This window comes from Nocardioides sp. NPDC058538 (genome assembly GCF_042719275.1).
Taxonomy (GTDB): Bacteria; Actinomycetota; Actinomycetes; order Propionibacteriales; family Nocardioidaceae; genus Nocardioides.
On the sequence record NZ_JBHXNY010000037.1, the window covers coordinates 1 to 11,989 of the forward strand.

Annotated in this window: 15 protein-coding genes; 11 read left to right on the forward strand and 4 right to left on the reverse strand. The window is 69.8% G+C overall.

The annotated features are described in order from the left end of the window. Positions 1 to 80: 80 nt before the first annotated feature. On the reverse strand, positions 81 to 788 hold the full coding sequence (locus ACFWQC_RS23795) for a GNAT family N-acetyltransferase (protein WP_378683797.1): 708 nt from the start codon (positions 786 to 788) through the stop codon (positions 81 to 83). A gap of 69 nt (positions 789 to 857) precedes the next feature. Here ACFWQC_RS23795 and hemW point away from each other — a divergent pair, with 69 nt between their 5' ends. Next, positions 858 to 2,069, forward strand: coding sequence for a radical SAM family heme chaperone HemW (hemW, locus tag ACFWQC_RS23800; protein WP_378683800.1), 1,212 nt, complete (start codon positions 858 to 860; stop codon positions 2,067 to 2,069). Positions 2,070 to 2,159: 90 nt separating this feature from the next. Beyond that, positions 2,160 to 2,354: a PspC domain-containing protein gene (locus ACFWQC_RS23805; RefSeq protein WP_160028221.1), complete on the forward strand. Its 195-nt coding sequence runs from the start codon at positions 2,160 to 2,162 to the stop codon at positions 2,352 to 2,354. 7 nt (positions 2,355 to 2,361) lie between these two features. Here ACFWQC_RS23805 and ACFWQC_RS23810 read toward each other — a convergent pair whose 3' ends face one another. After that, the gene (locus tag ACFWQC_RS23810; protein WP_378683804.1) at positions 2,362 to 3,210 is read right to left on the reverse strand and encodes a DUF3097 domain-containing protein; all 849 of its coding nucleotides are present in this window, start codon (positions 3,208 to 3,210) and stop codon (positions 2,362 to 2,364) included. Positions 3,211 to 3,229: 19 nt separating this feature from the next. Continuing rightward, positions 3,230 to 3,502, reverse strand: a complete 273-nt coding sequence (locus ACFWQC_RS23815; RefSeq protein WP_378683807.1) for a hypothetical protein — start codon at positions 3,500 to 3,502, stop codon at positions 3,230 to 3,232. A 197-nt stretch (positions 3,503 to 3,699) separates the two neighbouring features. Here ACFWQC_RS23815 and hrcA point away from each other — a divergent pair, with 197 nt between their 5' ends. From hrcA to ACFWQC_RS23860, 9 genes are all read left to right on the forward strand, one after another. After that, positions 3,700 to 4,749 (forward strand): heat-inducible transcriptional repressor HrcA, encoded by a 1,050-nt coding sequence (gene hrcA / locus ACFWQC_RS23820; RefSeq protein WP_378683810.1) that lies wholly within the window; start codon positions 3,700 to 3,702, stop codon positions 4,747 to 4,749. 37 nt (positions 4,750 to 4,786) lie between these two features. Beyond that, on the forward strand, positions 4,787 to 5,980 hold the full coding sequence (dnaJ, locus tag ACFWQC_RS23825) for a molecular chaperone DnaJ (protein WP_378683812.1): 1,194 nt from the start codon (positions 4,787 to 4,789) through the stop codon (positions 5,978 to 5,980). 17 nt (positions 5,981 to 5,997) lie between these two features. Next, positions 5,998 to 6,741 (forward strand): 16S rRNA (uracil(1498)-N(3))-methyltransferase, encoded by a 744-nt coding sequence (locus tag ACFWQC_RS23830; protein ID WP_378683815.1) that lies wholly within the window; start codon positions 5,998 to 6,000, stop codon positions 6,739 to 6,741. Between the two features lie 59 nt (positions 6,742 to 6,800). Then, on the forward strand, positions 6,801 to 7,262 hold the full coding sequence (locus tag ACFWQC_RS23835; RefSeq protein WP_378683818.1) for a Gmad2 immunoglobulin-like domain-containing protein: 462 nt from the start codon (positions 6,801 to 6,803) through the stop codon (positions 7,260 to 7,262). 15 nt (positions 7,263 to 7,277) lie between these two features. Then, positions 7,278 to 8,330, forward strand: a complete 1,053-nt coding sequence (locus ACFWQC_RS23840; RefSeq protein ID WP_378683821.1) for a winged helix DNA-binding domain-containing protein — start codon at positions 7,278 to 7,280, stop codon at positions 8,328 to 8,330. A gap of 91 nt (positions 8,331 to 8,421) precedes the next feature. Beyond that, positions 8,422 to 9,471, forward strand: coding sequence for a PhoH family protein (locus tag ACFWQC_RS23845; RefSeq protein WP_378683824.1), 1,050 nt, complete (start codon positions 8,422 to 8,424; stop codon positions 9,469 to 9,471). After that, positions 9,468 to 9,932 carry an rRNA maturation RNase YbeY gene (gene ybeY, locus ACFWQC_RS23850; RefSeq protein WP_378683826.1) on the forward strand — a complete coding sequence of 155 codons (465 nt, stop codon included), beginning with the start codon at positions 9,468 to 9,470 and terminating at the stop codon, positions 9,930 to 9,932. The genes ACFWQC_RS23845 and ybeY overlap by 4 nt, the downstream gene beginning before the upstream one ends. Positions 9,933 to 9,949: 17 nt before the next feature. Next, entirely contained in the window at positions 9,950 to 11,293 is a 1,344-nt protein-coding gene (locus ACFWQC_RS23855) for a hemolysin family protein (RefSeq protein ID WP_378683829.1), read from the forward strand. After that, a complete protein-coding gene (locus ACFWQC_RS23860) occupies positions 11,277 to 11,612 on the forward strand; it encodes a cytidine deaminase (RefSeq protein ID WP_378683831.1) in 336 nt (111 codons plus the stop codon). The genes ACFWQC_RS23855 and ACFWQC_RS23860 overlap by 17 nt, the downstream gene beginning before the upstream one ends. A 15-nt stretch (positions 11,613 to 11,627) precedes the next feature. On the opposite strand, the gene ACFWQC_RS23865 is transcribed toward ACFWQC_RS23860, so the two are convergent. After that, positions 11,628 to 11,927, reverse strand: coding sequence for a hypothetical protein (locus ACFWQC_RS23865; protein WP_378683833.1), 300 nt, complete (start codon positions 11,925 to 11,927; stop codon positions 11,628 to 11,630). Positions 11,928 to 11,989 lie beyond the last annotated feature (62 nt).

The following is an 11,989-nucleotide window of genomic DNA, read 5'->3' on the forward strand; positions in this document are numbered from 1 at the left end:
GGCGGCGCCGCCCGCCGCGCGGCGCCGCCCCCCGGGCCCGGGCGCCCCCCCCCCCCCCCGACGGGGGTGACGCCTCGGTGCTAGCCGGTCGCGCCGAAGAGCTCGAAGGTCGTACGCCGCCGCTCCTCGAACCCGAGACCGAGGTAGACCGAGATGGCGCCGGTGTTGGCGACCGAGGCGTGCATCAGCGCGCGAGAGCCGCGGGCGTGGATGTCGGCGGTGACCGCCAGGACGAGGCGGCTGGCGAGGCCGCGGCCGCGTGCCTCGGGCGCGGTGCAGACGGCGCTGATCTCGATCCAGCCGCCCGGGTGCATCCGCTGGCCGGCCATCGCGACGAGGCGGCCCTCGTGGCGCAGCCCGAGGTACGTACCCATCGTGTGGGTCGACTTCTCGAACGGTCCCGGCTCGGTGCGGGCGACGAGGTCGAGCATCTCGGGGACGTCGGCATCCCCGAGCACGACCGCCTCGGGATCGGGCGCGGCAGCGACCCGCGCCGTCTCGACGAGCTGGACCCCTTCGCCACCGCCGACCAGTTCCCACCCGTCCCCGCAGACACCGGCGGCTCCGGTGATCAGCGCGGTCCCACCGGGACCGACCGCCGCGGCCAGGTCGCGCCATGCCTGAGCCGAACTCGGGTCGGAGACGGCGGCGAAGGGCGAGACGTTGGGACGGTAGCGACGAGCGAGTCCCGAGCCCTCGGCGAGCGAGGCGTGCGCACCGGTCAGCGAGTGCCAGACCGGGTTGTCGAGAACATCGTCGAGAAGAAGATCAGGCTGCGAGACGGGCACGCCGGAATTTTCCCACCACCCCTCCCGTGACGGTTAACCCTTTTCGACAGGTGGATCGATAATGGAGGGGTGCCTTCTGCTCTGCCTCCCGGCGACCCCGCCCCCACCGACGGGTCACTGCCGGCCGAATCGCTGAGCACGCTGGGGGAGAAGGGGCTGGGCTTCTACGTCCACGTCCCGTTCTGCACGGTCAGATGCGGCTACTGCGACTTCAACACCTACACCGCGATCGAGCTTGGCCCCGGCGTGAGCCGTCAGACGTACGCCGACCAGGCCATCGAGGAGATCCGGCTGGCGCGCCGCGTGCTGGGTGAGAGTGACAAGCAGGTCGACACCGTCTTCTTCGGCGGCGGCACCCCGACCCTCCTCCCGGCGCAGGACCTCACCAGCGTCCTCGGTGCCATCAAGGACGAGTTCGGTCTCGCCGACGACGTCGAGGTGACGACCGAGGCCAACCCCGACTCCGTCGACCTGGACTACCTGCGCACGCTGCGCGAGGGCGGCTTCACCCGGCTCAGCTTCGGCATGCAGTCGGCCGTCCCCCACGTACTGAAGACCCTCGACCGCACCCACGACCCCGAGCGGGTCCCGCTGGTCGTGGAATGGGCGCGCGAGGCGGGCTTCGAGCAGGTCTCCCTCGACCTCATCTACGGCACCCCGGGCGAGTCGGTCGACGACTGGCGCACCAGCCTCGACACCGCGCTCGCCAGCAACCCCGACCACGTCTCGGCCTACTCCCTCATCGTCGAGGACGGCACCGCCCTGGCCCGAAGAGTCAGAAGAGGCGAGATCGAGATGCCCGACGAGGACGACCTCGCCGACAAGTACGAGCTGGCCGACGCCACCCTGCGAAAGCACGGCCTGACCTGGTACGAGGTCTCCAACTGGGCCGCCGGCGAGTCCCAGCGCTGCCGCCACAACATGCTCTACTGGCAGGGCGGCGACTGGTGGGGTGTCGGTCCCGGCGCCCACAGCCACGTCGGCGGCACCCGGTGGTGGAACGTCAAGCACCCCAAGGCGTACGCGGACCGCATCGGCGCCGAGCAGAGCCCCGCCCACGCCCGCGAGATCCTCGCCGAGGAGGACCGGCGGGTCGAGCGCGTCCTGCTCGAGCTGAGACTCGCCGACGGCCTCCCGTCAGACGCCCTCGACGACGAGGGCCGCGCCGCTGTTCCGGAGCAGGTACGCCGCGGTCTGGTCACCGTCGCCGACGACACGATCTTCCTCACCGAGACCGGCAGGCTCCTCGCCGACGCGGTGGTCCGAGACCTGCTCCCCTGAGTGTCCCTGAGTCCCGGGACCTTGGTCCTGATCGAAGGATCAGGGGTGATCCTGATTGGTAAAGGGCACTCGACAGGGGAGAGTGGAGCCATGGCAACCACAACTCTTTCCCGTCCCAGCAACGACAAATGGATCGCCGGTGTCTGCGGCGGCCTCGGCCAGCGTTTCGGCATCAACTCGAACCTGATCCGGCTGGCCTTCGTCATCTCCTGCCTGCTCCCCGGACCGCAGTTCATCGTCTACATCGTGCTGTGGATCATCATGCCGAAGAAGTCGTCCTACTGAGGGAGCGTCAGACGGGCTCGGTCACGAAGTCGATCAGCTCCTCGACCCGCCCGAGCAGGGCGGGCTCCAGGTCGCCGAACGAGTTCACCCGTCCCAGGATGTGCTTCCAGGCCCGGGCGATGTCGGCCTGATCGCGGTGGGGCCAGCCCATGTGCTGGCAGATGCCCTTCTTCCACTCGATCGACCGCGGCACGTTCGGCCAGGCCTCGAGCCCGAGCCGGCCCGGCTTGACCGCCTGCCACACGTCGATGAACGGGTGACCGACGATCAGCACGTGCTGGCCGACCGCGGAGCGCCGGATCGACTCCGCGATCCGGGCCTCCTTGGAGCCTTTGACCAGGTGGTCGACGAGCACCCCGACCCGCCGCTGCGGTCCAGGCTTGAACGAGACCAGGTGGTCGGCGAGGTCGTCGACACCGCCCAGATACTCGACGACGACGCCCTCGATCCGCAGGTCGTCACCCCAGATCTTCTCGACCAGCTCGGCGTCGTGACGCCCTTCGACGAAGATCCGGGACTCGCGCGCGACCCGCGCCTTGACGTTGTCCACGGCGACCGAGCCCGACGCGGTGCGGGTCGGCTTCGCCGGCGCCGTGCGGGTCACCGGGGGAGTGAGGATGACCGGCTTGCCTTCGAGCCAGAAGCCCGGCCCCAGCGGGAACGTACGCCGCTTGCCTTTTCGGTCCTCCAGGGTCAGCGTGTGCAGGTCGCGGTCGATCCGCACGATCTCACCGACGAAATCGGTCTCGACCTCCTCGACCACGGCGCCCAGCTCTGCGGGAGTCTCGACGGCACGCCCGTTCTTGGGCTTCTTCCAGTCTCCGGCCAGGACGTCGGAGCCGTAGCGATCGCTCATCCGGAGAACGCTACAAGGTTCAGCAGCGAGAACCGGTGAGCACGCGCCCGAGCTGCTCGAGAACCTCGTCCGGCGTGGCCGCGGTCTCCGGGAACCGGAAGGTCACGTGGTGGCCGCCGTCGAGGGTGATCCAGGAGACGTCGACGCTCTCGGCGGTGAGGTTGGAGAGGCGTACGCCCACGATGTGACGCGGCCGCAGCCCGAGTCGCGCCGAGAGCGAGCGGCACAGGTCCGCCTGGTGCTCGTCGTTGGTGTGGGCCGTGATGCGGACCAGCAGATCGTCGGCGATCATAGGACTCTCCAGTGGGGCGGAAACAGTGCAGCGAATGGCTCTAAGGTCAGCCTAACCTAAGGCTATCTCGATAGCGAGAGAAGTAATCCGTTCCACAGAGCGGAGCGGCCACCGGAAACTGGTGCCTGTGACGCGAACCGGTAGGATTGGCACTCGCACGGAATGAGTGCCAGGCAGCCAGGACGATAGGAGGGCAGATGCAGAACGAACGCAGGCTCTCCGTCCTCAGGGCGATCGTCGAGGACTATGTGAAGACCGAGGAGCCGGTCGGCTCCAAGGCGCTCGTGGAGCGTCACGGTCTCGGTGTCTCCCCGGCGACGGTACGCAACGACATGGCCGCGCTGGAGGAGGAGGGCTACATCACCGCCCCCCACACCAGTGCCGGCCGGGTGCCCACCGACAAGGGCTACCGGCTCTTCGTCGACCGGCTGACCACGGTCAAGCCGATGACCGCGGCCGAGAAGCGGGCGATCGCCGGCTTCCTCGAGGGCGCGGTCGACCTCGACGACGTCGTCAGCCGCTCGACCCGGCTGCTCTCCCAGCTCACCCGCCAGGTCGCGGTGGTGCAATACCCGACCCTGAGCCGCTCGACCGTCCGCCACGTGGAGCTGGTCGCGCTGGCCCCGACCAGGCTCCTCCTCGTGCTCATCCTCAGCACCGGCCGCGTCGAGCAGCGACTGCTCGAGGTGACCGAGGAGGTCTCCGAGGAGACCCTGGCCACGCTGCGCGCGAAGATCAACACCGCGGTCGCCGGCGCCGTCATCGCCGACGCAGGCGAGGCGCTGCGCGTGATCGCCCAGCCGGCCGACGCGCCCGCGGACGCGCCGCAGACGGATACATTGAAGGATGGGCTCGCCTCCGCTGTGGCGGAGGCCCTGATCGAGGCGATGAACGACCACCGCTCCGACGAGCGGATCTCCATCGGCGGCACCAGCAACCTGGCCCGCTTCGGCGACAGCTTCGACACCGCCGTACGCCCGCTCCTGGAGGCCCTCGAGGAGCACGTCGTCCTGCTCAAGCTGATGGGCGAGGCGACCGCGGGCGGACTGGTCACGGTGCGGATCGGTGCCGAGGGCCCCTACCAGGAGCTGTCGCAGACCAGCGTGGTCGCGACCGGCTACGGACCTGGTGACGAGGCGCTGGCCACGCTCGGCGTGGTCGGCCCCACCCGGATGGACTACCCCGGATCCATGGCGGCGGTGCGCGCGGTGGCGCGTTACCTCTCCCGGATCCTCGACGAGGCTTGAGCAGCAGACTCGACTTAAGAAAGAACGACGAACTTCGATGGCAGGAAGACGGACGTTGGACCCCTATGAGCTCCTCGGTGTCGACAAGGACGCCGACGACGCAACGATCAAGAAGGCGTACCGGAAGCTGGCGCGCCAGTACCACCCTGACGTCAACCCCGACGCCGAGTCGCAGGAGAAGTTCAAGGAGATCTCCCACGCCTACGAGGTGTTGAGCGACCCGCAGAAGCGGGCTGCGTACGACCGCGGTGGCGACCCGTTCGCGGGCGGTTTCGGCGCACAGGGCGCAGGCTTCTCGTTCACCGACATCATGGACGCCTTCTTCGGCGGCGCCGGTGCCGGCACCGGAGGCGCGGGGCGTGGCCCCCGTCCGCGCGTACGCCGCGGGCAGGACGCCCTCATCCGTCTCGACATCGACCTGGCCGAGGCCGCCTTCGGTGTCACTCGCGACCTCAAGGTCGACACCGCCGTCGTCTGTGACACCTGTGGTGGCGAGGGGGCCGCGGAAGGCTCCCACCCGATCCCGTGCGAGACCTGCCACGGCCAGGGTGAGGTCGCGGTCGTGCAACGCTCCTTCCTGGGCGAGATCCGCACGCTGCGCCCGTGCTCGGCCTGCAACGGCTTCGGCACCGTCATCCCCGACCCGTGCCGCGACTGCAGTGGCGAGGGCCGGGTGCGCTCCCACCGCACCCTGACCGTCAAGATCCCGCCGGGCGTCGACGACGGCACCCGGGTGCAGCTCGCCGAGCAGGGCGAGATCGGCCCCGGCGGCGGCCCTGCCGGCGACCTCTACGTCGAGATCCACGTCGCCAAGCACGCCACCTTCACCCGCAGGGGCAACGACCTGCATTGCACCGCGAAGGTGCCGATGACCGCGGCCGCGCTCGGCACCACGCTCAACCTGCCGACGCTCGAGGCCGACCTCGTCGGCGAGGGCGCCGACCAGATCGACCCCGAGGACGCCTCGATCCAGATCGACCTCAAGCCCGGCACCCAGTCCGGCACCGACCACGTCCTGCGTGGCCGCGGTGTCCCCGGTCTGCGGGGCGGTCGCGGCGACCTGATCGTGACCATCAACGTGGAGACCCCCACCAAGCTCGACCTCGAGCAGGAGGCGCTGCTGCGCCAGCTCGCCGAGATGCGCGGTGAGGAGTCCGTCCAGGGCCAGCTCAAGGCGGCCCACAAGGGCGGCGTCTTCTCCTGGTTCAAGGACACCCTCAACGGCCACTGAGCAAGCGCGGAGCTGACATGACCCTTCCCGTCCACCTCGTCGAGTCGCTCGTCGGCACCCGTGTCGGCGACGTCATCGAGGTGAGCGGTGACGAGGGCCACCACGCGGTCGTCGTACGCCGCCTCCGGGTCGGCGAGGAGGTCGTGCTCACCGACGGTGCCGGCGAGGGCGTCACCGGCACGATCGCGCAGACCACCAAGAAGTCGATGACCGTACGCGTCGACGAGATCATCCTCGGCGACGCGCCGCCCGAGCCCGCGCTGACGGTCGTCCAGGCGCTGCCCAAGGGCGACCGCGGCGAGCTCGCCGTCGAGATGCTCACCGAGATCGGCGCCGCCAGCATCGTCCCGTGGGCGGCGACCCGCTCGGTCGCCGTCTGGAAGGGCGAGCGTGCGGTCAAGTCCCTGGCCCGCTGGCGGGCCACCGCCCGCGAGGCCGCCAAGCAGTCGCGCCGGATGTGGCACCCCGAGGTCGAGCCGCTGGCCACCACCGACGCCGTCGTGGCCATGATCGAGGCGGCCGACGTCGCCGTCGTGCTCCACGAGGAGGGCACTCTCCCGCTCGGCGCGGTCCCCGTCGTCGACGAGGGCACCCTCCTCGTCGTGGTCGGCCCCGAGGGCGGTCTGACGGAGGAGGAGATCTCCCTGTTCGAGAAGGCCGGCGCCACCACCATCCGTCTCGGCGGTGAGGTCCTGCGCACCTCCACGGCAGGCGTGGCGGCGAGCGCCGCCCTCCTGGCCCGCACCCGCCGCTGGGACTGACCGCCGACTGCCCGGCGTGGTGGGTTCCTCCATCGGAGGTGCCGGGTGAGTATGGACGCATGAGGAGCACACGTACGCGTCCGGCGGGCGCCATCATCGCTCTTGCTCTCTGCGGCGTACTGGCTGGTGGGTGCGGAGGCAACGATGCTGTCGCCGAGGATCCAGAGGTGTCGGCAGAGCCGTCCGAGGAGCCGTCGACGCTGCCACGCACCTCCGGCCTGATCACGCTGGCGGCGCCGGCCGAGGGAGCAACCGTCGAAGGCAGCTTCGAGGCCTCGGGCAAGGCCAACTCCAATGAGGCGAACGTGCCGTGGGAGGTCCGCGACACCACCGGCGAGACGGTCCTCGAGGGAGCTGCGACCGCCGAGGGCTGGGTGGACAAGCTCTACCCGTGGAAGACCACGGTCGACGTCTCCGAGCTCGAGCCGGGGACGTACCTCTTCATCGCCCGCACCGACGACACCTCCGACGGCGAGGGGAAGCCTTCCGAGGAGGTTGGCGCCCGGATCACCGTCGAGTAGGAGATCATCGCTACCGTGATCCTCACCGAACGGCAGCTCAACCGGACCCTCCTGCTCCGCCAGCACCTGCTGTCGCGGGCCTCGATCACCCCGGCCGCGATGATCGAGCATCTGGTCGGCCTGCAGGCGCAGGAGTCGCTGCCGCCGTTCTTCGCGCTGGCCGCCCGGCTGGAGTCGTTCGACCCCTACGCGCTCAGCGCCCAGCTCGAGTCGAGCGCGCTGGTGCGGCTCTCCTCGCTGCGGTCGACGATCCACATGCACACCGCCGCCGACGCCGCGCTGATCAGGGCCTGGACCCAGCCGGTCCACGACTTCTACACCCAGCGGGTCGAGATCGTCCGCCCGGCGGCGCAGCTGGAGGGCTTCGTGGAGGCCGCCGAGGACGTACTCGCTCTCGGAGCGCTGCCCAACGCGGCCCTCGAGGCCGGTCTGGTCGAGCACTTCCCAGGTGTCCCGGCCAAGGCGCTCGGCCTGCGGGCGCGCAACGAGCTGCCGCTGGTCCAGCTGCCGCCGCGAGGCCTGTGGAAGGGCTCGGGCGGGCTCGTCTACGACCTGCTCCCGCGCTGGACGGGCGTGTCGCCGGTGGAAGTGGACGATGTCGTCCCGACGCTGGCGCCGGAGATCGTACGCCGTTACCTGCTCGCCTTCGGGCCGGCGACCGCCGCCGACCTCACCACCTGGTCGTCCCTGACCCGCCTGGGCCCGGTGGTCAAGCGGATCGAGGGGCTGGTGACCTACCGCGACGAGGCCGGCAAGACCCTCTACGACGTCCCGGACGCCCCGCTCGCCACCGGCGAGGAGCACGCCCCCGTGCGGCTGCTGGGGAGGTTCGACAACGTCTGGCTCTCGCACGCCAACCGGGAGCGGATCACCGCCGACGGGACCCGGAAGGAGTGGGGCATCGGGGGCGGCGGCGCGGTCATCATCGGCGGCGGCCACCTCATCGGTCTCTGGAAGCCGGTCGACGGCAAGGTCGAGGTCGTCAAGCTGCTCCGCGACCTCACCCCGGACGAGCGCGACGAGCTCGCCGAGGAGACCGTACGCGTCGAATCGCTGCTGGCGAGCTGACGCCGGAACTATCCAGTAGGAGAGCGGCCGAGCGCCCGCGTACCATGGACGCATCAGCCTCGCGACGAGAAAGGGCCCGCCCCGGGCATCCATGACCGATCGACACCCAAGTCCGCTTCCGACCGACACCTCCGACCAGGGGGTCACCGCGACCACCAAGCACACCGTGGTCGTTCCGAACAGCGTCGACATGGTGACCGTCCTCGGTCCGGCCGATGAGCACCTCGGGATCATCGAGGCCCACTTCGACGCAGACGTGCACGTGCGCGGCAACCGGATCACCCTCCACGGCGCCCCCAGCGAGATCGCGATGATCGAGCGGGTCCTGGAGGAGCTGGTCCAGATCATCCGCACCGGCCAGGGCGTCAGCGGCGAGACGGTCGAGCGGGTGATCGGCATGCTCCAGGCCGACACGACCGAGAAGCCGGCCGACGTGCTGAGCCTCAACATCCTCTCCAACCGCGGCCGCAGCATCCGTCCCAAGACGCTCAACCAGAAGCGCTACGTCGACGCGATCGACAAGCACACGATCACCTTCGGCATCGGCCCGGCCGGCACCGGCAAGACCTACCTGGCGGTCGCCAAGGCGGTCCAGGCGCTGCAGACCAAGCAGGTCACCCGGATCATCCTGAGCCGTCCGGCGGTCGAAGCCGGCGAGAAGCTCGGCTTCCTGCCCGGCACCCTGACCGAGAAGATCGACCCCTACCTGCGCCCGCTCTACGACGCGCTGCACGACATGATGGACCCGGAGCTGATCCCCAAGCTGATGGCGTCGGGGACCATCGAGGTCGCTCCGCTCGCGTTCCTCCGCGGGCGAAGCCTCAACGACTCCTTCATCATCCTCGACGAGGCGCAGAACACCACGCCCGAGCAGATGAAGATGTTCCTGACCCGCCTCGGCTTCGGCTCGAAGATCGTGGTCACCGGTGACGTGACCCAGACCGACCTCCCCAACGGCCAGAAGTCTGGGCTCCGGGTCGTGGAGGGCATCCTCGACGAGGTCAAGGACATCAGCTTCAACAACCTGACCAGCCACGACGTCGTACGCCACCGGCTGGTCGCCAAGATCGTCGCCGCCTACGAGGAGCACGACGTGCAGAGCCAGGCGCAGCGCGAGCGGGCCGCGGGAGACCCTCGGTGAGCACGGAGATCATCAACGAGTCCGAGCAGGAGATCGACGTCGAGCACGTCGCCAAGCTCGCTCGTTTCCTGCTCGAGCAGCTGCGTGTCCACCCGCAGGCCGATCTCCGGATCAAGTTCGGCGACGAGGCCACGATCACCGAGCTCAACGAGCGCTACTTCGACACCGAGGGCCCGACCGACGTGCTCTCCTTCCCCGGTGACGAGCTCCTCCCCGGCCGCCTCGACGAGGAGCCGGAGGAGGGCGACCTGGGCGATATCATCATCGCCCCGACGATCGCGGCCAAGCAGGGCGAGGCAGCCGGCCACGGCACCGTGGCGGAGATCGAGCTGCTGACCACCCACGGCATCCTCCACCTGCTCGGCTACGACCACGTGGACCCCGACGAGCACACCGAGATGTTCGGGCTGCAGGCCAAGCTGCTCAAAGCCTGGGGCTCCTCGGCCACCGCACCCGAGTAGGAGCACCACCACCACCCATGGACGATGCGAGGCTGCTGATCGCAGCCGCAGTTCTGGTCCTGATCGCCGGCGTCTTCTCAGCCGCCGACGCGGCGCTCAGCGCCTTCTCCCGCGCCCGGGCCGCGGAGCTGGTCTCCGAGGGCCGTGCCGGCGCCAAGCGCCTGGTGGCGGTGGTCGGCGACCCCGCCCGCTACGTCAACACGGTCCTGTTGCTCAGGATGCTGTGCGAGATCGGCGCGACCGTGCTGGTCGCGCTGTGGGCGTACGACCTCTACCGGGGGCACTGGTGGCCGACGGTGCTCACCACGACCGGGACGATGACCGTGGTCTCCTTCGTGGTCATCGGCGTCGGTCCCCGTACGCTGGGGCGCCAGCACCACGAGGGCATCGCCCTCGCGGTCGCCGGCCCGATCGGAGCGATCACCGCCATCCTCGGCCCGATCCCGAGCCTGCTGATCATGCTCGGTAACGCGCTCACCCCCGGCAAGGGGTTCCGCAAGGGCCCGTTCTCGACGGAGACCGAGCTGCGCGAGCTGGTCGACATCGCCGAGGCCTCCGACCTGATCGAGGCCGACGAGCGCCGGATGATCCACTCGGTCTTCGAGCTCGGCGACACCCGTGCCCGCGAGGTGATGGTGCCTCGCGGGGACATCGTCTTCCTGGAGCGCCGCAAGACCCTGCGCCAGGCGCTGTCGCTGTTCCTGCGCTCGGGCTACTCCCGAATGCCGGTGATCGACGACAGCCTCGACGACATCATCGGGATGGTCTACCTCAAGGACGTCGTCGCGCGAGACTTCGAGGCGCCGGAGGTCGAGACCACCCAGCGGGTCGAGTCGCTGATGCGCAAGCCGACCTGGGTCCCCGACTCCAAGCCGGTCGACGAGCTGCTGGCCGAGATGCAGCAGCACCGCCAGCACATCGCGGTCGTCGTCGACGAGTACGGCGGCACCGCCGGCCTGATCACCATCGAGGACATCCTCGAGGAGATCGTCGGCGAGATCACCGACGAGTACGACATCGAGGACCGCGAGCCGCTCCACCTCGGCGACGGTTCCTGGCGGGTGCCCTCCCGCTTCCTGGTCAGCGACCTCGAGGAGCTCATCGGCGTCCCCGTCGAGGAGGACGACGTCGACTCCGTACGCGGCCTGATGGCCAAGCATCTCGGCCTGGTGCCGATTCCGGGGACCGAGGTCGAGGCCCACGGGCTCTGTTTCGTGGCCGAGGAGGCTGCCGGCCGGCGGAACAAGATCGGTACCGTACGGATCAGCGTCGTCGTCCCGGCCGAGACCGAGGCCGACGACGAGGACGAGCAGAGCGAGAAGACGGACAGGAAGAAAGAGGCCCATGCACGAGCAGAGTGAGCTCTCCGCGGAGGACCGCAAGCTGGTGACCCTGGCTCGCGCGACGCGTGCCCGGACCGGCGCGGCCGAAGGAGCAGCCGTACGCGACCTCGACGGCCGCACCTACGCCGCCGCCACCGTGGACCTGCCCTCGCTCGAGGTCTCCGCGATCGGCGTCTGCGTGGCGATGGCGTTGGCCTCCGGCTCCAAGGGCCTCGAGGCCGTGGTCGTGCTCGGCGAGGCCGAGGAGGCCTCCGCGAACGACCTCTCGATCGTCAAGGAGTTCGCGGGCGAGGACGTCCCGGTCCTCGTCGGCGACCCGCGCGGCAGCCTCCGCTGAGCCCTCGCGGGCTGCTCAGCGAGCGGCTCGGTGACCGCCGGTGCCGCCGGGCCCGCCGGACTCGGCGAGGAGCGGAAGGGTGCCCAGCTCGATCGTGACGTGGATCCCGTCCTCGTCACGGTAGGCGGTGAGGCCGTTCATGGTCGCCATGTCGACGCCCTTCTCACGCATGTGCACGACGATCTGGTCGATCGCCAGCGCGAGCCGGGCCTGGGAGACGGACTTGTTGCGCCACTTGACCTGGTTCTCGGTGAAGTAGGGGGTTGCCTTCTCGGCGAGCGTGGAGACAGCGTCACGATGGGCAGCACTGGACATGGGGACCCTCCAGGGTGCACGAGATGGGGGCGCTCGACGGGAGCAGTCGGCGCTGGTGACTG

Coding starts and splice junctions, on each gene's coding strand:
- ACFWQC_RS23805 (WP_160028221.1), top strand. CDS start 2,160: ATGGCAACCACAACTCTTTCCCGTCCCAGCAACGACAAATGGATCGCC.
- ACFWQC_RS23810 (WP_378683804.1), bottom strand. CDS start 3,210: ATGAGCGATCGCTACGGCTCCGACGTCCTGGCCGGAGACTGGAAGAAG.
- ACFWQC_RS23815 (WP_378683807.1), bottom strand. CDS start 3,502: ATGATCGCCGACGATCTGCTGGTCCGCATCACGGCCCACACCAACGAC.
- hrcA (WP_378683810.1), top strand. CDS start 3,700: ATGCAGAACGAACGCAGGCTCTCCGTCCTCAGGGCGATCGTCGAGGAC.
- dnaJ (WP_378683812.1), top strand. CDS start 4,787: ATGGCAGGAAGACGGACGTTGGACCCCTATGAGCTCCTCGGTGTCGAC.
- ACFWQC_RS23830 (WP_378683815.1), top strand. CDS start 5,998: ATGACCCTTCCCGTCCACCTCGTCGAGTCGCTCGTCGGCACCCGTGTC.
- ACFWQC_RS23835 (WP_378683818.1), top strand. CDS start 6,801: ATGAGGAGCACACGTACGCGTCCGGCGGGCGCCATCATCGCTCTTGCT.
- ACFWQC_RS23845 (WP_378683824.1), top strand. CDS start 8,422: ATGACCGATCGACACCCAAGTCCGCTTCCGACCGACACCTCCGACCAG.
- ACFWQC_RS23855 (WP_378683829.1), top strand. CDS start 9,950: ATGGACGATGCGAGGCTGCTGATCGCAGCCGCAGTTCTGGTCCTGATC.
- ACFWQC_RS23860 (WP_378683831.1), top strand. CDS start 11,277: ATGCACGAGCAGAGTGAGCTCTCCGCGGAGGACCGCAAGCTGGTGACC.
- ACFWQC_RS23865 (WP_378683833.1), bottom strand. CDS start 11,927: ATGTCCAGTGCTGCCCATCGTGACGCTGTCTCCACGCTCGCCGAGAAG.